The 17,877-nt window shown below is 54.7% G+C and carries 14 protein-coding genes; 5 read left to right on the plus strand and 9 right to left on the minus strand.

The features are described from left to right. Positions 1-225 precede the first annotated feature (225 nt). From VGM48_RS02860 to VGM48_RS02875, 4 genes are all read right to left on the minus strand, one after another. The gene (locus tag VGM48_RS02860) at positions 226-654 is read right to left on the minus strand and encodes a PA2169 family four-helix-bundle protein (protein ID WP_331576204.1); all 429 of its coding nucleotides are present in this window, start codon (positions 652-654) and stop codon (positions 226-228) included. A 10-nt stretch (positions 655-664) separates the two neighbouring features. Continuing rightward, positions 665-874, minus strand: coding sequence for a hypothetical protein (locus tag VGM48_RS02865; protein WP_331576205.1), 210 nt, complete (start codon positions 872-874; stop codon positions 665-667). A gap of 200 nt (positions 875-1,074) precedes the next feature. After that, complete coding sequence (locus VGM48_RS02870) at positions 1,075-3,402, minus strand: BamA/TamA family outer membrane protein (RefSeq protein WP_331576206.1); 2,328 nt, start codon at positions 3,400-3,402, stop codon at positions 1,075-1,077. Further along, positions 3,399-8,210: a translocation/assembly module TamB domain-containing protein gene (locus VGM48_RS02875; protein ID WP_331576207.1), complete on the minus strand. Its 4,812-nt coding sequence runs from the start codon at positions 8,208-8,210 to the stop codon at positions 3,399-3,401. Before VGM48_RS02875 ends, VGM48_RS02870 begins: the two co-directional genes overlap by 4 nt. A gap of 239 nt (positions 8,211-8,449) precedes the next feature. Here VGM48_RS02875 and rpoN point away from each other — a divergent pair, with 239 nt between their 5' ends. After that, entirely contained in the window at positions 8,450-9,874 is a 1,425-nt protein-coding gene (gene rpoN / locus VGM48_RS02880) for an RNA polymerase factor sigma-54 (protein WP_331576208.1), read from the plus strand. Between the two features lie 39 nt (positions 9,875-9,913). Here rpoN and VGM48_RS02885 read toward each other — a convergent pair whose 3' ends face one another. Further along, positions 9,914-10,585, minus strand: coding sequence for a porin family protein (locus tag VGM48_RS02885; protein ID WP_331576209.1), 672 nt, complete (start codon positions 10,583-10,585; stop codon positions 9,914-9,916). An 80-nt stretch (positions 10,586-10,665) separates the two neighbouring features. Here VGM48_RS02885 and VGM48_RS02890 point away from each other — a divergent pair, with 80 nt between their 5' ends. Continuing rightward, on the plus strand, positions 10,666-11,436 hold the full coding sequence (locus VGM48_RS02890) for a Ku protein (RefSeq protein ID WP_331576210.1): 771 nt from the start codon (positions 10,666-10,668) through the stop codon (positions 11,434-11,436). A gap of 18 nt (positions 11,437-11,454) precedes the next feature. Here VGM48_RS02890 and VGM48_RS02895 read toward each other — a convergent pair whose 3' ends face one another. Beyond that, entirely contained in the window at positions 11,455-12,387 is a 933-nt protein-coding gene (locus VGM48_RS02895; protein WP_331576211.1) for a YihY/virulence factor BrkB family protein, read from the minus strand. A 135-nt stretch (positions 12,388-12,522) separates the two neighbouring features. Between VGM48_RS02895 and VGM48_RS02900 the strand changes: the two genes are divergently transcribed. Both VGM48_RS02900 and VGM48_RS02905 read left to right on the plus strand, forming a co-directional pair. Beyond that, positions 12,523-12,669 carry a lmo0937 family membrane protein gene (locus tag VGM48_RS02900; RefSeq protein ID WP_325592352.1) on the plus strand — a complete coding sequence of 49 codons (147 nt, stop codon included), beginning with the start codon at positions 12,523-12,525 and terminating at the stop codon, positions 12,667-12,669. A gap of 86 nt (positions 12,670-12,755) precedes the next feature. Next, a complete protein-coding gene (locus VGM48_RS02905; RefSeq protein WP_331576212.1) occupies positions 12,756-13,940 on the plus strand; it encodes an AI-2E family transporter in 1,185 nt (394 codons plus the stop codon). Here VGM48_RS02905 and VGM48_RS02910 read toward each other — a convergent pair. Next, positions 13,889-14,992, minus strand: coding sequence for a DNA topoisomerase IB (locus tag VGM48_RS02910; RefSeq protein ID WP_331576213.1), 1,104 nt, complete (start codon positions 14,990-14,992; stop codon positions 13,889-13,891). The two genes, VGM48_RS02905 and VGM48_RS02910, sit on opposite strands and share 52 nt — an antisense overlap. Positions 14,993-15,183: 191 nt before the next feature. Between VGM48_RS02910 and VGM48_RS02915 the strand changes: the two genes are divergently transcribed. After that, positions 15,184-16,308 carry a mechanosensitive ion channel family protein gene (locus VGM48_RS02915; RefSeq protein ID WP_331576214.1) on the plus strand — a complete coding sequence of 375 codons (1,125 nt, stop codon included), beginning with the start codon at positions 15,184-15,186 and terminating at the stop codon, positions 16,306-16,308. Here VGM48_RS02915 and VGM48_RS02920 read toward each other — a convergent pair. Both VGM48_RS02920 and VGM48_RS02925 read right to left on the minus strand, forming a co-directional pair. Next, a complete protein-coding gene (locus tag VGM48_RS02920; RefSeq protein WP_331576215.1) occupies positions 16,296-16,751 on the minus strand; it encodes a hypothetical protein in 456 nt (151 codons plus the stop codon). The two genes, VGM48_RS02915 and VGM48_RS02920, sit on opposite strands and share 13 nt — an antisense overlap. 306 nt (positions 16,752-17,057) lie before the next feature. Continuing rightward, positions 17,058-17,870 (minus strand): glycoside hydrolase family 16 protein, encoded by an 813-nt coding sequence (locus tag VGM48_RS02925; protein ID WP_331576216.1) that lies wholly within the window; start codon positions 17,868-17,870, stop codon positions 17,058-17,060. Between the last annotated feature and the right edge of the window lie 7 nt (positions 17,871-17,877).

Consider the following 17,877-nt stretch of genomic DNA (forward strand, 5'->3'; position numbering starts at 1 on the left):
GATAGTATGGGATGAGTTCATTATCAAGGGAAATCGCTTTTTACAGCGGTCGCCGGTCGTTGGGCAGCATGAGGAAAAAAATACCCATGAAAAAAGAGCGGGATGCGTCGTTGGGGCCTGCTGGCATAATTTTTTAATATGTAAAAGCGTCAATAAACCTGAAAGAATAGTCTGGCCCCCGTTTCCACGGGGGCCTTTGTATGCACGAGCGGGCGATCCAGTATTTCAAGCATGGGTAGAGCGATCCCGCCAGAGCTCTTGCATCCGGTGATGGGCTCTTTCGAGCGCCCAGAGCTGGTTCTCGATGAGTTCGTGTAATTCGTTGGGCAGTTGTTCATCGAGGGCCTGATGATAGGCCTTTTCCGTTGCTTCGCCATCCTGGTTCCCTTCCAGCCAATGAAGATAGATCTTCCCGGTGATGGTCGCCTGGGTTACCGGTGCGCCGCCCAGGCGGATGACCCGTGCGTGCAGGTCGTTGACGTAGGACCTGCTCTCAATGGCCATCCGGTAGAAGGCGTCGCGCAGCGCGGGCTCGGGTGTCCGGTCTTCGTGAGCTGCTTTTTCAAAGCCGGCGATACGATCCATATTGATGCGGATAAGATCATTTAATACGTGTAAGGTCTTTTTTCCGCCGGTATGTATTTGCGTTTTCATAGCGAAGTGTTTAGGATTCCCGTTCCGGCTTTTCATCGACGGGAATTTTTCTCCTCGTTTGATCGGGGTCATCATCGATGTTGTTGGTTTTGCCGGGATTGGGTTGATCGTCTTTATCCGGGTTCTCGATGGACGCCTTATGAGGTGTCTTGTGAGGGACCTGCGAGGGATCATGCTGGTCCGGATTCTTTGGTTGTGTGTTGTCTTTTTTCTGTTTCATAACGGATGTTTTGGAAACAGATTAAAAAAATATGCCATCGCCGCCGCAGGGGCGGGGGGATGCCATCGGCGCGAGAGCGGGAGGGGCTGGGAGATGCCTTCGCCGCAGCGGCGGGTGGGGGCGGGGAAAAGTTGCCCGGTGGGGGGCGGGCGGCGCGGTGGGGGCGGGCGGCGCGGTGGAGAGCGGAGGGCGTGGGCGGATCAGAATGGGTAACCGATGGCGAGGTTGAGTACCATATCGGAGATATCGGTGGTGCTTTTGAAGTTCCATTTGGAACCTACCGGCTTCCAGGGTGTGCGGAGGGGAACGGCTACATCGATGCGGAGAACGAGGATGGTGAGGTCGAACCGGAGGCCGGCGCCGGCGCCGACGGCGAAATCGTTGAGGAAGTGGGGGGTGAAGACGGCGCCGGGGCGGCTGGAATCGCCGCGGAGGGTCCACACGTTGCCCCAGTCGGTAAAGATGGCCCAGCGGACGAGGCCGAAGAGCTTTGCGCGGTATTCGACGTTGAACTCCATTTTTACATCCCCGGGTTGATCGGGGATCGTGGGATCCTTGTTGGGATCGCCGGCATAGTAACTGCCGGGGCCGAGTGCACGGGCGCGGAAGGCGCGGATGTCATTTGTTCCCCCGGCGAAGAAGGCCTTTACAAAAGGCAGGATCGTGCTATTGCCGTAGGTGATCCCGACTCCCGCATCGATCCGGGTTGCCAGCATGCTGTATTTGCCGAATTTGAGGTAGTGCCGGAAGTCGGCCTCGAAGCGCATGTATTGTGCGAAGGGGACACCGAAGATCTCTTTCTGTTTGCCGGTCTTGTTGACGTCGGCGCCGGAGAGGATGCCCAGGAGGTTGTTGGAGAAGTCGGCGTTGAAGTTGAACCAGAGATTATTCGGCCGGCGGGCATTGCGCGGATCGAGAACGGAGTTGTAGTTGAAGTTCCAGCTGGGGCCGATGATCAACTGCTTTTGGATGGCGTAGGCCAGATTCTGGACCGTATCGAGTCTTTGCTGATACTCGGGATTAATGTTGGTAGGCCGGACGTAGTTGATGCCCAGGACAGTGATCCCATTCTCCGAGGTGGCCCTGTTCTTAAACTGATAGCCGAAGCTGGCATGGGACGAGGTGAGGGTGTATTGAGAGCTTTGCTCGAAGACGTCATATCCTGCTCCGATCCGGGTTTGGGGAACGAATTTGCCGCTGGTGTTGAGATCGAACGGCGCTACGATGCGGGGAATATAGAGGTTCAGGTCGATGCCTGCACGGCGGGTGAAGACTACCTTCCTGGCGCCTGTGTTGGGGTCCTTGCTGACGGTCTGCCCTGCCAGGCCGCCATATACTTTTGCGGAGAGCAATTCTGCGCCGCGAAAGAGATTGCGGTGCCGCCAGGTGACCGAGACTTCGGTACCGGTCGTGTTATCGCTGCGAGTGAGGGCCGTGACCTCGAATTTGAGCGATTTCTTTTGCGAGGGGGTCAGATAGTAATAGACATCGAGCTTGTTATTGGTATCGGCTGCTGAGGCGGGCTCGAAGCGGGCCTTTACGAACTGAAAGACACCGAGGCTGACGAGGCGGCTGAGGGAGGTGTTATGATCATCCACCCTGTAGATATCGCCGGGTTTGATCACGAGGGTCTTGCGGAAGACGTTGGGTTTGAGATAGTGGGCGGTATCGATGATGCGATAGCCTTCGGGGGTGGTATATGCATGATTCCGGTTGGTGTCCGACTTGTTATCATAGTGGGCGTAAACGGTGACGTTATTGATGCGATAGACTGCCCGGGCCGGATCGGGCATTTCTTCTTTCAGGCGCATGAACATATCCACCTCGTGGTTTCCGACGGCCGTGTCCAGGTCGACGACGAGATGGTCGGGATTGAAATAATAGAAGCCCCGGTTCTTGAGCCGGTCGTCGATGCGGATGCGTTCCTCTTTTATCGTCTCCAGATCGTAGAAGGCGCCTTTTTTCAACAGGGAGCGGCGCTGCAGGGTATCGATCCGGTTGCTGACCTCATCGGAATCATCGGGATAGTTGATGTTGCGGATCGTATAACGTGGACCAACCTCTGCGGTATAGGTGGCGGTCAGGTGTTTATCCTTTACGAAGGTGGTGACGATGACGGTGTCGTGGAAAAAACCTTTGTTCTCGAGGTGGCTTTGCAGCACATCGGCGTTGTTGCGAAGGATGGCGGGGGAAGCCAGAACAGGGGGCTCCCCTACCTTGAATTTCAACCAGTGTTTGAGGCCCCTGGTCTTTTTCGTCGGGCCGACAATGTTATAGATCCAGAGTTTGATCCGAACGCCGAGGGTTTTCCCGTTGAGTTTTGGCCGGAGATAGCCTTCCATATCTTCGCGCCATTGGTTTTGCTCTTTCTTTGTCATGGGTACGGAAGACCGGACCTCGGTCTTGTTGGCTGCATAAAGGGCCTGGTTGCCTGTCAAATATTTCGATTCGTGGCAGGAGGTGAGGCCGGCCAGTAACAATCCCAGGGGAAAGAAGATCTTCATCATGCGTTGAAAGCGGGTCATCATTGCGCGGAATTACTGGATTTTGATGTTTTTCTTTCGCCTATCGTTTCGCCCTTTGCCCGATGCCATATCTCTTTGAACTTGTCGTAGTCAAAGGTAATGACGAAGCCCACGCCTGTTTCCACCACCTGTCCCAGTATTACTGCCTGGTATTGATTCTGGCGATAGGCCCGGAGCACGTAGCGGCCGTCGCGCGAGAGCTTATAGTCCACACCTACGTTACCCGCCAGGTTGGAAGGAGCCTGGTTTGGCGCGCCGGTGCCCACGACGTCGAAGTTGCTGCCCACGCTGACCCGGAGCCGTTCGTCCATCAGTTGTTTGGAAAGGGTGACGCCCAGTTCGGTGTAGTCTATCTCCTGGCCGGTACTGAAGTCCTGTTGATTGTTGAGGTCGAAGTGAATATCGACGCCTTTGATGAGGCTTGCGGCGAGCTGGTCCATCTGGCTGGTGAGGATCTGGCTGGCGCTCGAGAATGCGAGGTTGCCGAGGCTGGCGCCGCCGCCTTCTTTGGAGGCCAGGGGGTCCTCCCCTACAAAGCGGCCGAGCAGCAGGAGGGCGAAGACCTGTTTATTCATCTCCGACTGCTGGGTGCGGAGTTGTGTCAGTCGCAGATCGACGTCGGGCCAAAGGGACAGAATGTTGGTGGGCAGGGAAATATCAAATGTGATAGTGGGCTTCAGCAATTCCCCGTTCATTTTCAAGGTGACGAGAAAGGGAAGCTTTTGCCGGTATTTATTTTGAATGGTGGGGTCCGCGTCAATGCCGTGGCCGATCTCGTTAGCGACAAGGTCGATGGAAGGGGTCTGGGCGGTATACGAGGCCGTGAGATTGACGGTCGCCGTGGTGGGATCCCCTGTCCAGGTGATGATACTATTCCGATCGATCGCGAACTTGCGTTTCAGTAAATTAAAGGACAGGCTATAAAAGCCGCCATTGACCTCATAGGAGCCGGTGAGATCCATCTTACCGCTTTTCTCCAGTTGGAAGACGAGGTTGCTCCGGCCGCGGACGTTGAGGGCGTCCCCGCTTCGCGGGTCGATGACGACGTTGAAGACGGCGCTGGTATCGCTCAGCAGGTTCAGGCTCACGTCGAGGCCTTTTATTTCTTTGTTTCTATGCAGGGCGATCGCTTTTTTATCGACGAGGGTATCCCCGGTGTGGTGGTTGACGAAGCGGACGACGCCTAGGCGATCGCCCACTTCGGGGTCATTGCCGGGCAGGACGTAGTAGAAATTGGTGCGTTTGTTGAAGCGGATGGCCCCATCCACTTTTGGGGCGTCCATTTTGCCTTCGAGGTTGATGGCCGCGTCGAGGTTAAGCTGGCCATAGAACTGCCGGGAACTGTTCTCGGGCGCGTTGACGAGCCGGAAGTTCTGGGCGTTGAGGGAGATATCAAAGGCAAAGCTGTGGTAGTCCTTTGTAAAGACGTTGCCATCGAGGACCAGTTTGTTGCCCGCGGAGTCGCGGAGTTCGAACTGGCTGAAGTTGAAACCGTCCTCGTCGAAGGCGATCCGGTCTTTTGAGACGTCGAGGGGTTCGCCGGAGATCGTCGGCGTGATCACGCTGCTGTCGAAGTAAAGATTTCCCCGGACATTGGGCTTGTCCATCGTCCCGCTGATGTCAAATTTCCCGGTTAGATAACCTTTCATGCCGTCGATGTATCCTTCGGCGGAATGGGAAAAGGCGGCCAGGTTGATCTGTTTGAGATCGAGTTTGAGGTCCATTTTGCTTTCCCCCGTATAATAGTCGCCGGTGACGGCGATGTCGTTGTTCTTTCCTTTTAGGCCGATGTCGGCGGAGAAGGCGTTGGCTTTTTCGTTGTTGACCTTTACGGTCAGGTCGCCGAGGGTATCGATCTTATAGGCGAGGTTGCGGATGAGGAGGTCGGAGGTGAATATGGGGTTGGTGGTCAGGTTCTTTACTTCGGCCTTGCCGTTGAGGATACCATCCACGATGACGGAGTCCTGGTTGGCGAGGCGGCTGATGGTGCTGAGCCGGAAGTTGCCGAAGCGGACGTCGAGGGGGGCGGCGCCGGTGGCGCCGTTGGTATTGAAGGAAAGGGAGTCCGAATCGTTGCTGATGGTGAAGTGGTGAGCGATGAGACCGCTGGAATCGTATAGGATGAAATTATCGCGGCTTACCTCCCACTGATCGTAGTTGAGCAGCAGGCTGTCGGGGTTGAATTTGAATTTAAGTGCGCTGTTCGCTTCGTCGAGCATTCCGGCAAGGCGATAGCGGTCCTTGCCTTTCTGGTCTTTTAGGAGGAGGGTTGTCGTGAGACGGTTGTCCTGCAGTGCGCCGGAGACCGATGTTTTATACAGGAGGATTCCGCTGCCGTGGCCATCGGCCATGGTGACGGCATAGCGCAGACTGCTGTCGGCCGTGCCGGCGGCGATATCGATCTCATGAAGGAACTGGGTGCCGTAGACGATGCGCGGAGCTTTGAGGCCGAGGTGGAGATCGTTGTGTTCGCTGTTGAAGCTGAGGCGGCCGCCGACGGTGTCGGTGCCCCGCAGTGTTGGAAGGAGGGCCAATACAAGGGGTGATGGGCGAAGATGGATATCCATCGTCCAGTCCTGTGCCGTGAAGGCGGTGTCTTTAAATCCTTTGAGCTGAAAATAATGGTCGATCGTGTGTTCGACGGCGGTAGCGGTTTCGGTGACCTTGTACCGGCCTTTCCAGTCGATGTCGGCCATTTCCGAATGCAATTGGATGTCCTGGATATCCGCCTGCCGGGTAGCGATGAGCGCGATGCTGTCGGTGGCGATGTGCCGGGCGCCTTGCAGGAGGTCGAGGCCGGTGATTGTCAGATCACCCTGGAGCGAGTCGGGGTTGGTGTCGGCGAAATCGGCGACGAGGTGACCTTTTAGCTGGAGGGTATCTTTTACCAGGTGGAGCGCGTGGAGATCGACGGTATCGATATTCCAGTCGAGCTTTAGGGCGGGGAACTTCTTTGCGAGATCGGCAGAAGCCTGGAGTTCGAAGTGAACGGCTGTGTTGTTGATGGCGCTATGGAGGACCGCCTGCTGGTTGGCGATGTTACCGTCGAGGACCAGGTCATGATAGGTGTACTGCTTATAGGTGGCGGCCTTGATGTTGCCGGAGAATTTCGAGTTGGCGCTGTGGAGGTCGAGGCCCGTGCCTTTTATATGAAAATCGGCGGTGACGGCGCCCCATTGTGCGCTGTCCTGCAGGATGGTCCCGAGTTGCAGGGCTTTTGTCTGGAGGTTGAGATCATAGGTGGCGGCCGTCGTCGAGCGGAAATTGCCGGCTGTGCCTTTGAGGATGATATTTCCCGAGGTCGTGTTGAGCAGGAGGTCGGAGGTGATGTCGTCCCTACTTCCCGTGAGATGGCCATGCAGGTCGAAATGCGCCGGGATGGTGATGTTCGACGGCAGGGTGTTTTTGGGGACGAGGGCGAGGAGTGCTGCGCGGCTGCCGGAGAGATTGCGGATCCGGAGGTCGGCGCGGAGGCGGCGGTTGTCCATCGGGTGGAGCAACTGGCCGGCGATATCGACCTTCAAATCTTTTATCCCGCTGAACTGGATCGTTTGGATGGTCAGGTTGTCGAGAGTGCCGCGGATGGCCGTGTTGATCTGCCAGGTATCGGCGGGATGACTGAAGACGGGTTGGCTGGCGAGGAAGGGGGCGAAGACCAGGATATCCTTCAACTGGACATGGCTGTTTGGGAGATCGAGGGTGATGTGGGTACGGGCGGGGTGCGTGGTGATCGCGGCGATGGAATCGTATTGCAGGGTGGCGGACCGCTGCAGGAGGGTGCCGGGGGTTCTTAGCAGGAGATCGTCGAGGACGGTTTTATGATCGGTATACAGGAAGCGGGTTTGGAGCTGGTCGAGGCGAAAACCGGATCTTTCAGTGAATTGTCCTTTTGTTATATGGCCGCTGATGGCGTCGGCGCTATAGGTCAGGTCATCGCCCTGGAGGGTGAGCCGGTTTGCCAGCAGGTGGAAATAATCCATCCCCTTTTTCTGGTGGGGTTTGCTGTTGTCGTCGAAGGAGACATCGGCGCTGTCGAGTTGGAGATGATGGGCGCGAAAGATGAGCTTATCGAGATCGAGATCCAGTTTTTCGGTGGAGAGGGCATTGAAGCGGGCGGTGGTGATCAGCTTTGATCGGGAGTTTTGATAATAGAGGGTGGTGTTGGCGAAATCGGCGTGGGCGACCGCATAGAGTTGTTTACCGGGGTCGAGGGTGCGCATGTCGGTTTTGCTGTGGCCGATGTTCAGCGATGCGGCGTTGCCGGTAAGGGTGTCGGCGTATACGAAACGGATATTGTCGAGGAGCAGGGTATTCATCCCGATGTGAAAGGGGGTGGACGTTGTCGTATCGGGGGGCCCGGGATGGGGGTTTGTGAAGGCGTCAATGATGAACTGGTAGTTGAAAGTAGTGTCCGTCGGGGAACGGCGGAGGATATTGGCGGTGATGTCCCTGAGCTGGATCTCCTGGATATCGAGGTTGTTATGGAGCAGGCCGAGCATGCGGAGCCTTACCTTGACGAGGCCGGCGGCAAGGAGGGTGTCCTTGTTGCGGTCCGGGATGTAGATATCCTCCAGGGCAACCGAGCGGAAGAGATTGATATTCAGGTGGCCGATCCTTACGGGGACCTTTAGTTTCCGGGAGAGATAGGTCTCCGCTTTACCGCGGGCGAAATTTTGGACGAAGGGGGTTTGAACCAGGAAAAAGATGAGCAGGATGATGATAATCAGCGTTAAGAGCGTCTTTACGAGGATGCGCACCAGCCGGCGGGGCAGTGATCTGCGAGGCGGACGGTCGGATGGTTGTTTGCGCATAAATTACAATTCTATGTAATATAAGTTAGGTTATACAAGTATCATGACAAAATTTAGTCCAATCCTGTGTATTGGCTTAGAGAACATATTGTCATTCAACGAATTTGTTCCCATTTTTCCCCAAACGCGTCGTAATTTTTCTACAGGGTGGTTGGGGAATAACGAGTTTCCCGCTTCAATACAGGCTGTTATGATTCTGGCAGTCCGTTTGTCCTACCGAACGCACAAAATCGGATAACATGCTGAAGCAAGTACAGACGCAAAAACAACAGCACACTATCCTGCCGCAGCAGATCGAGCTGTTGAATCTTTTCCACCTTAACACCCTGGAATTACAGCAACGGATACAGGACGAGCTCACGGAGAATCCTGCGTTGGAGGAGCTGGGATCGGGGGACGAGGACGGGACGGACAAGTTCTCGAAGGAGACGGTGCAGGATTTTCAGGGTTGGGAGGAGTACGCGTACGACGATATTCCCGATTATAAGACCGAGTACAACAACTATATCAATACGGAGAAGGTCCCGGAGAAACCGATAGCCGAGGTGCCGGATTTCCGGGATGAGTTAAAGAAGCAATGCCGCTTCCTGGAGGTGGCGGAGGAGAAGCACGAGCTTTTTGATTTTTTGATCGATTCATTGAATGAGAATGGCTTTCTGGAGCAGGACCTGGAGGAGTTGGCTTCGGAGATCTCCTTTAAGAAGAAGGTATGGATCGAGCCGGAGGAGCTGGAGGAGGTGTTGAAGCTGATGCGGGAGTTGGAGCCCTTTGGCGCCGGCTGCCGGTCGGTGCAGGAGTACATGCTGTTGCAGTTGAAGCGGATGAATGTGAAGCGACCGGATGTGCGGATGGCGATCTGTCTGCTGGAGGAACATTTCCATGACCTGCGGAGCTGCAACCTGGAAAAGCTGCGGCGGCAGTTGGGGCTGGAGGATGACGAGATCCGCATCGTGCTGAACCTGCTGGCGCATCTGAGTACCCGGCCGTTCAATCCCGAGAGCAGTACGATGCAGGCCAATCCGTCGATCCTGCCGGATTTTGTGGTGCTGGAAGAAGGGGATACCCTCGAGCTGGCTTTGTATCGTCAGCGGAGCAGCAATCTGCATATCAGCCAGTCCTGGGTGGAAATGGTGCAGCAGGCTTCGCAGAATTCCAATACGGACAAATCGACCAAACAATATCTGCGCAGCAAGTTATCTTCCGCGCAATGGTTCATCAATGCGATCCAGCAGCGGGAGAACAATATGCTGAAGATCATGCGGGCCATTCTGGATATGCAATATGATTATTTTAAGTATGGAGATATCCTGATGCTGAAGCCGATGAAGCTGAAGGATATTGCCGACCGGGTAAAGGTGGATATTTCAACGGTGAGCCGGCTTACCTGTAATAAATATGCGGAGACCCCGTTTGGGACGGTGCTTTTGAAGGATCTTTTTACGGAGGGTATCGTCAACCAGGAGGGGAATAATATCAGCAATAAAGTCATTCAGAATATCATCGGGGAAGTTATCGAGGCGGAGGACAAGAAGGCGCCTTATACGGACCGGCAGTTGGTGACGATCCTTGCGGAGAGGGGCTATTCGATCGCGCGGCGGACGGTGGCGAAGTACCGGGAGTTGATGAATATCCCGGTGGCGCAGGTGAGAGGATTGTGGAACTGAAAAAAAGCCCCGCTGACGCGGGACTTTTTTTTAGAAGCCTTAGAAGCCGAAGCCCAGATAGAATGAAAATCCGGCGTTCTTCTGACCCTTTGTGAGGTCGCCGCTTGCGCTACCGGACTTGCCGATCTCCGAGAGCCCGTAGTTGTAACGGGCGCCGATGGTAAAGTTCTCGATGTCGAAGGCTGCACCGCCTGCGAGACCGAAGTCCCAGCGGTTGAAGTCGCCGGTATTGAGCTCAGTGGCGCCTTGCAGGTTGCCGTTGTCATCGACGTTCTTGATGTTTGCGTTTACCAGGTAGGCCGCATAGCCGCCTGCGTGCAGACTGAAGTTAGGAGCGATGTTTACGACTGCCAGCAGCGGGAGTTGGACATACCCGAGGTTAAAGCGATATTCGCCGGAGCCCTGGATGAAATTGCTGTAGTCCGACTTTGCGCCTTTCAGACTGTAGAGCAATTCGGGTTGGATGGAGAAACCGCGCGTCAGGGGGAGTTTGGCAAAGACCCCGGCATCGAAGCCGGGTTTCATGTGGCTGGTAGAGACATCGCTGCTATAGAGCGTTGTCAGATCAAATCCGCCTTTTATCCCGAACTTTGCTTTCAGATTTGATTCGGCGGAGGTTTGCTGTTCCTGGCCGAACAGGGTGGTCGCCAGCAGCAGGGCGGCGCCCAATGTGAGGATGCGAAGATCCAGTACCAATAGCTTGCTTTTCATAAATTACGTTTTGGGCATGGGTTCAATTGTTGTGCCCGGCTGGCATGATTTTGTTCGATATTTTTTAAAACACCTTTATTATGAGATCGATCTGGACAGGGGCGATCGGCTTTGGGCTGGTGAATATCCCCATCAAAATGTACAGCGCCACACAAGGCAGCGAGCTTGACCTGGATATGCTTGACAAGAAGGATCATTCGAATATCCGGTTCAAGCGGGTGAATGAGAATACGGGTAAGGAGGTGGCCTGGGAGAATATTGTGAAAGGGTACAAACTCGATGGCCGGTATGTGGTGCTGACGGACGAGGATTTTCAGAAGGCGAGTCCCGAGAAGAGTAAGACGGTCGCGATCGAAGAGTTCGTCAAGGAGACGGAGATCGACGGGATCTATTATGAGACGCCGTATTATCTGGAGCCGGAGAAGTCGGGGGCGAGGGCATATGTGTTGTTGAGGGATGCGCTCCACAAAACGGGGATGGTGGGGTTTGGAAGTTTTGTGATGCGGAACAAGGAGGGGCTTTGTCTGATCAAGCCGATGGAGGACATCCTTGTGCTGAACCGTATCCGGTGGGCGCAGGAGATCCGGCCGACCGATGAGCTGAAGGTACCCGGTGCGGCGCCGAAGCCGGCGGAGATGAAGATGGCGTTGGAGCTCATCAAGCAGTTGTCGGGGCCGTTCGATCTCTCGAAATACAAGGACACGTATAGCGATGAGTTGATGAAGCTGATCAAGGCGAAGGCCAAGGGGAAGGCGCCGAAGACTACCTTGCGGGTGGTGCACAAGGCGAAGAGTACCGATCTGCTGGGGCAGCTGAAGGCGTCGCTGGGAGGGAAGAAGAAAGCGAGTTAGCGGAAGCTTTGCGCGGAGTCAGTCGGAGCCGAGGGAGCCGTCGATCTCCCGGGATTCGCGCTTGATGATGAAGACGGCGGTGTCCGATGGGCGGACGCCGTAGCCGGCGATGTTTGCGTAGGCCTTTGTGAATTCGGCGCCATAGTATAAGATGATGCTGGAGTAGTAGACCCAGGTGAGGATGACGATGATGGAGGCGGCGGCGCCATAGAGCACGCCAATGTTGGAGTTTCCCAGATAGAAACCGATGAGCAATTTCCCCAATATGAAGAGGGCGCCGGTAAAAACCGCCCCGATGAACGCATCTTTCCAGCGAAGGATGGCGTCGGGCAGGATGCGGAAGATGATCATGAACAGCAGGATGACCGCGCCGAGACCGAGGACCAGGTTTATCCCATAAAAAACATAGACGGTGAGGTGTGAGAAATATCTTTTCAGATGGTCGCTGAGCAGATCCATCAGGGAATTGACGACGAGTGCGACCATCGAGATAAAGCCGAAGGCGATGATGAGGGAGAAGGACAGGAGGCGGTTGATGAGCAATTTCAGCCAGCCTTTTTTTGGTTTTGCGAGGATGGACCACATATAGTTGATCGATCCCTGAATCTCGGCGAAGACGCCGGTGGCGCCGATGACCAGGATGATGCCGCCGATGACGGCGCCGGCGACGGTGTGGTGGCTGTGTTGGATATTCTTTATGATATCCTGGATCTGGAGGGCGGCGTTTGTGCCTACGAGGTCTTTTATCTGGGCATAGAGCTGTCCTTCGACGGCCTGCCGGCCCCAGAAGATGCCGGTGAGAGAGATGACGACGATGAGCATGGGGCCGATAGAAAAGATCATGGAATAGGACAAAGAGGCTGCGAGTTTGAAGCCATTGTCGTTGTTAAAGTCGACAGCGGCCGTTTTCATCGCTTTCCAGACGGCCGAGAATTTAAAAGGTTTCTTCATTTTTTGTAGAGTTTATTCCCCATTTTGATGGCCTGAAAGCATTTTTTCGGATTTTTTGCTTATCCCGAAAAATTGGCAAGCATTTTTCACTAGTACTAACAGACAAAATTATTCCTTACTACTAAAAATTATGTTATGAGCGGCTTACTTTATTTAATAGCTGTGATATTGATCATAGGTTGGCTTTTGGGTGTATTTGTATACAGCGTAGGCGGCCTGATCCATGTATTAATTGTATTGGCAGTTATATCGCTGATCCTGGGTATCATCAGGAGAGCGTGACCGGTTTGTTTCGGGGTAAAGGGCCGTTATTGGCCCGTAAAGGCCGGTCGAAAGACCGGCTCTTTTTTACAATTTAATCGAAACTTATGAACGAGCTCAAATTTGCCTCCCCGCTGCGAAGCGCCGCCATTCTGATCATCCTGGTCATCTGTTTTGTCATCCTGTCCTGGGCGGCGGATGTGATCGTCCCCTTGCTTTTTGCGATCATTTTTTCGAGTATGCTGTTCCCGTTGTGCTATCAGCTGGAGAAATGGGGTTGTCATAAGGGGGTAGCGGCTTTTCTTTCGGTGTTGGCGGCGGGTATCGTCACGGCCTTATTCCTTGGGGTCGTGCTCATGCAGGTGATGCACCTGGTGGGGCAAACGCCACAGTTTGTCGCGAAGCTGACGACGCTGCTGGACAAGGTGGAAACCGTGGTCGCGCAGCGCATTCATATCGGAAAATCGACGCAGGCCGACCATGTGCATATGTTGCTGAACAAGGCGCTGGACAACAGCAGTGCTTATTTTTCCTCTACGATGTCGTTTACGACCAATATTGTCTCTTCCTTTCTGCTGGTGCTGCTGTTCAGCTTTTTTTTATTGTATCTGCGGGTCTTTTTCCTGGAATTCTTTTATAAGGTGTTTCATTCTTCGGACAAGCTGTTGATCGACGATACGATGCAGAAGATCTATGTGGTGATCCAGAACTACCTGTTGGGTCTGCTGAAGGTGATCGCGATCATCGGTACGTTGAATTCGGTGGGGCTGTGGGCATTGGGGATCGAGTCGCCCCTGTTCTTTGGATTTCTGGGCGGGATGCTGGTGATCATCCCCTATATCGGGATCCTGATCGGGGCGGCATTACCGGTGATCGTGGCGCTGGTGACGAAGGACTCGTACTGGTATGCCGGCGGGGTGCTGGGGGTGTTCCTGTTTGTGCATATCCTGGAGGGTAATGTGATCACGCCGTATGTGGTCGGGTCCAAGGTGAGCATCAACCCGTTGGTGGCGGTATTCTCGCTGTTGCTTTTTGGGAAGCTTTGGGGGTTATCGGGATTGATCCTGGCGTTGCCGGTCACGGCCATCTGCAAGATCATCTTCGATCTTTTGCCGGGCTTTAAGGCGGTGGGATTTTTGTTGGGCAAGCCTCAAAAATATCATTTCAAGCGCTATTCCATTTTGCATGCGAAGCTGAAGAGCCGGCAGGCGGCAGGGGGCCCTGAGGGAACGGTGGGGTCTCAGGTCGCCGAAGAGGAAGGAGAGGTGACGAGCGCCGGGGTGGAGATGTAATTCTTCAGGATACGGGTGAGCGTTTGTTCGTCGTCGTCGCTGTTATTCTCCCCGATATACTTTATCAGGCTATTTTCCTCATAGAGCCTTAAGAGGCCGGGGTGTACGTAGTATTTTTTGCATACGGCCCGGCTGTTCCCCAATTCTTTGCTGACGGCATCGAGCACGCCGGCGACGTTTTTCCGGCATTCGGCGACCGTGGCCGCCTCGCCGATGGCTTTTAGTTGTTGCAGGGCGTGGAGTGAGCCGGCCCAGGTGCGAAAATCTTTTGCGGTGAAGTCCATGCCGGCGGCCTCCTTTATGTAGTGGTTGATCATTCCCGAGTCGATGCTGTGGTGGTTGCCGGCTTCGTCATAATACTGGAAGAGTTCGCGGCCGGGGATCTCGCGGCATTGGCCGAGGGTGCGGGCGAGGCGTTTATTCTTTAAGGTGATATTGTGTTTTACCCCTTTTTTGCCGGTAAAGGAAAACGCGATCCGGTCGCCGGAGAGGGAGACGTGTTTGTTGCGGAGCGTGGTGAGGCCGTAGGAGCCGTTTGCTTTTTCGTATTCGTTGTTGCCGACCCGGATATAGGTTTTTTCCATCAGGCTGAGGACGGTGGCCAGGACTTTTTCGCGGGTGAGCTCTTTTCGGCGGAGATCGGCTTCGATCTTTTCGCGGATGGTGGGGAGGGCCTTGGCGAATTCGTAGAGCCGGTGGAATTTGGTTTCGTTGCGAAGGGTGTTCCAAAGCGCGTGGTAGCGGTATTGTTTGCGGCGGCGGAGGTCGAGGCCGGTGGCCTGGATATGTCCGGTGGGTATGGGGCAGATCCAGACGGCAGTCCAGGACGGCGGGATGACGAGGCCGCGGATGCGTTGGATCACGGTTTTGTCGGTGATGGTCTTGCCCTGGAGGGCGTAGGTGTAGCCTTTACCGTGTTTTGTCCGGGTGATGCCGGGCGACCGGTCGGTGACATAGACCAGGCTGGCGGCTTCCGCGGCCTGTTCGTGATCATGGTCGACGCGAAGGAACTGTTTATGGGAGAGCGATACCGGTGGTATTGGGGCAGCCATTTTATTTCTTTTTAAAAAAGCCGCCCCGGTGAACCGGGGCGGCGTCCATTAACCTAAACCTCTATCGCACAAAAGATTTTCCATTTAGTTCAAGCAGAAAATGTTGTGCCAGGGGGGCGTTGGCATGGGCGGAGGGTAAAGTGTAGAACTTTTGGCCTAATGCTTGCGCTTTATGGGTCAAGAATTCACCTATGCCCGGACCATTCGATCAATTTCTGGATCAGTTTAACCATTTTCCTGATGTGTTGTGGGATATCATCCTTTTAGGGGTAGCCGTCGTCACCGGGCTAATCCTGAAGTTCCTGCTGGCGCTGATGCTAAAGCGGAAACCGAAGGGCGGGCAACCGGTTTTTTCGGTTACCCGCAGTATCCTTGCCCGGCTTGGCAAGCCCTTCAGCCTGTTCCTGCCCTTGCTGACGCTAAACTTTTTGCTGCCGCTGATGAAGATGAGGCCGAGGGTGGAGTCGTTTATAGATCGGTCTGTCGGCATCCTGCTTACTGTTGCGTTTGCCAATGTGCTGATCGCGGTGGTGAAGGTTTTTGAGGACTATGCCTATCATACTTTCGATATCCAGAAGGCGGACAACCTGAAGGAGCGAAAGATCCGGACGCAGCTGCAATTTATCCGGCGGTTGGCGATCAGTCTGATCCTGATTGTTGCGGCATGTTTTATCCTGCTCAGTTTTAACAATCTGCGGAAGCTGGGGACGGGTTTGCTGACGGGTGTGGGCGTTGGGGGGATCATCATCGGTTTTGCGGCGCAGAAGTCGCTTGGGAATCTGCTGGCGGGGTTTCAGATCGCTTTTACCCAACCCCTGCGGATCGATGATGTCCTGGTGGTGGAGGGTGAGTGGGGACGGGTGGAGGAGATCACGCTTACCTATGTGGTGTTGAACATCTGGGATCAGCGGCGGCTGATCCTGCCGATCAACTATTTTGTGGAGAAGCCCTTTCAGAACTGGACGAGGAACACGGCGGATATCATCGGGACTGTCTTTCTCTACCTGGACTATTCGGTTTCGCTGGATGGGCTTCGCGCGGAGCTGAACCGGTTGCTGGATGCCGATCCGCTTTGGGACAAGCGGGTGAGGGTTATGCAGGTGACCAATACGAGTGAGAAGACGATGGAGGTACGCGCGTTGATGAGCGCCACCAGCAGCGGGAATGCGTTTGATCTGCGGTGTAATGTCCGGGAGGGGTTGATCACTTATCTGCAAAAGAATTATCCCGAGGCTTTCCCGGTGGACAGAGTTGTGCTGAAGCGGACCCCGCCGCCTTCGGCGGCGGGGTCCGGCGCTGTTCCTTATGCGTCGTAGTTGATGTCGCTGTCGTCCTCGTTCTTATCGATACTGTACTCGTTGTTCTCCTCGTCCTCTGCTCCAACATCTTCGTCGGCGTCATCGTCTTCCGCACCGGGGACATCCAGATCGTGACCCGTGACGTTGCGGCCGAAGCTGCCTTCGTTGAGCGGGTCGCCGTCGTCGTCGGTGGTGTCGAGTGCGGCTTCGTTGAGGACCTCGTCCTCGGTGTCCAGCTCACGGTTATCGATATTGGCCAGCACCCTGCGCTCTTCGCGGGATACGTTGCTGCCGGATCCTACGAGGTCGTCGTCCTGATCCAGGATGTCGTCCCCTTCTTCATCTGAGGAGGAGGCGGTCGTGTCAGCCAGTTCGCCTAACCGGAGCGGTTTTATATTTTCCTGTCCTGGGATGTCCTTTACCTCGGGGAGGTCGATCGTCTTTTTGTCTTTCTTTGCCATATCTGATGTTTTAGACGTGTAATTTAGCCCTTTTCGGGGGTTGAACCGGGTTAAAAGAGCAATTTGGGTGCCGGGTTGATTTTTCGGTGTTTATACCAATTATTTGCTAATAGGTTTTAGTAATTATAAATATGGAAAACACCTATCCGTTAGTTGTTAATTTTAAAAAGAGTAAGGTTTATATTTAAAAATCAGTCAATTCGCCATAAATAATAAGGGTTATATTTAGAACTTCCTTACTTTAGCAGTAGGATAAGGTCTAAATTAGAGTCGACTCACTACCCGGCATTTTCATGTCGGGTTTTTTTATTTTGCGGCCTGATAGACCCGCACGTAGTCGATGATCATCGAGCGGGGGAAGATGGAGTCGTCGACGCCTTTCTGGCCGCCCCAGCCGCCGCCGACGGCGATGTTGAGCAGCAGGTGAAAGCGTTGGTCGAAGGGCCATTCGGCGGAGCCTTTGCCGGTGTTTTGGAAGGAGTGGTAGACCTTTCCGTCTACGAGGAAGCGGATCTGGCGGGCGTCCCATTCGACGGCATAGAGATGAAAGGCGGTGTAGGGGTCTTTTATGAACAGGCCCTTTGTCTTTTGGGTATGGATGACGTGGTTGAAGCTTTTGGTGTGGATGCTGCCGAAGATGCTGTCGGGCATGAAGCCGACGTTCTCCATGATATCGATCTCGCCGGAGGCCGGCCAGCCGCCGTATTTCCAGTCGGTGGGGAGCATCCAGATGGCGGGCCAGAGACCGCGGCCGGCGGGCAATTTTGCGCGCACTTCGATGCGGCCGTATAGCCAGTCGCCTTTTCCTTTTGTTACGAGGCGGGCGGAGGTGTAGGGCCGGGCGAGGCGGGTGGTTGCGGTGTTGGTGGAGGTTTGCTGTTTGCGAGTTGTAAGATAGAGGTAGCCGTTGCGGGCGACGGCGTTGGCGGTGTCGGCTTTTGTATAGTATTCGAGTTCGTTGTTGCCCCAGCCGTTGCCGCCGACGTCATAGGACCATTTTGAGGAGTCGGGGAGGCCGGTATAATTGAATTCGTCGGACCAGACGAGTTTGTATGGAGCCTGTGCGTTGGAGGTGAGGGATACGACGAGAAGAAGGGATGTGATGACGAGCGTTCTCATGTTCTTT

Origin of the sequence: Puia sp., assembly GCF_036500295.1 — a bacterium.
In the GTDB taxonomy this organism is placed as follows: Bacteria; Bacteroidota; Bacteroidia; order Chitinophagales; family Chitinophagaceae; genus Puia.

Excerpts from the sequence above, each read along its gene's own strand:
- VGM48_RS02860 (WP_331576204.1), bottom strand. The coding sequence starts at position 654 with ATGAAAACGCAAATACATACCGGCGGAAAAAAGACCTTACACGTATTA.
- VGM48_RS02865 (WP_331576205.1), bottom strand. The coding sequence starts at position 874 with ATGAAACAGAAAAAAGACAACACACAACCAAAGAATCCGGACCAGCAT.
- VGM48_RS02870 (WP_331576206.1), bottom strand. The coding sequence starts at position 3,402 with ATGATGACCCGCTTTCAACGCATGATGAAGATCTTCTTTCCCCTGGGA.
- VGM48_RS02875 (WP_331576207.1), bottom strand. The coding sequence starts at position 8,210 with ATGCGCAAACAACCATCCGACCGTCCGCCTCGCAGATCACTGCCCCGC.
- rpoN (WP_331576208.1), top strand. The coding sequence starts at position 8,450 with ATGCTGAAGCAAGTACAGACGCAAAAACAACAGCACACTATCCTGCCG.
- VGM48_RS02885 (WP_331576209.1), bottom strand. The coding sequence starts at position 10,585 with ATGAAAAGCAAGCTATTGGTACTGGATCTTCGCATCCTCACATTGGGC.
- VGM48_RS02890 (WP_331576210.1), top strand. The coding sequence starts at position 10,666 with ATGAGATCGATCTGGACAGGGGCGATCGGCTTTGGGCTGGTGAATATC.
- VGM48_RS02895 (WP_331576211.1), bottom strand. The coding sequence starts at position 12,387 with ATGAAGAAACCTTTTAAATTCTCGGCCGTCTGGAAAGCGATGAAAACG.
- VGM48_RS02900 (WP_325592352.1), top strand. The coding sequence starts at position 12,523 with ATGAGCGGCTTACTTTATTTAATAGCTGTGATATTGATCATAGGTTGG.
- VGM48_RS02905 (WP_331576212.1), top strand. The coding sequence starts at position 12,756 with ATGAACGAGCTCAAATTTGCCTCCCCGCTGCGAAGCGCCGCCATTCTG.
- VGM48_RS02910 (WP_331576213.1), bottom strand. The coding sequence starts at position 14,992 with ATGGCTGCCCCAATACCACCGGTATCGCTCTCCCATAAACAGTTCCTT.
- VGM48_RS02915 (WP_331576214.1), top strand. The coding sequence starts at position 15,184 with ATGCCCGGACCATTCGATCAATTTCTGGATCAGTTTAACCATTTTCCT.
- VGM48_RS02920 (WP_331576215.1), bottom strand. The coding sequence starts at position 16,751 with ATGGCAAAGAAAGACAAAAAGACGATCGACCTCCCCGAGGTAAAGGAC.
- VGM48_RS02925 (WP_331576216.1), bottom strand. The coding sequence starts at position 17,870 with ATGAGAACGCTCGTCATCACATCCCTTCTTCTCGTCGTATCCCTCACC.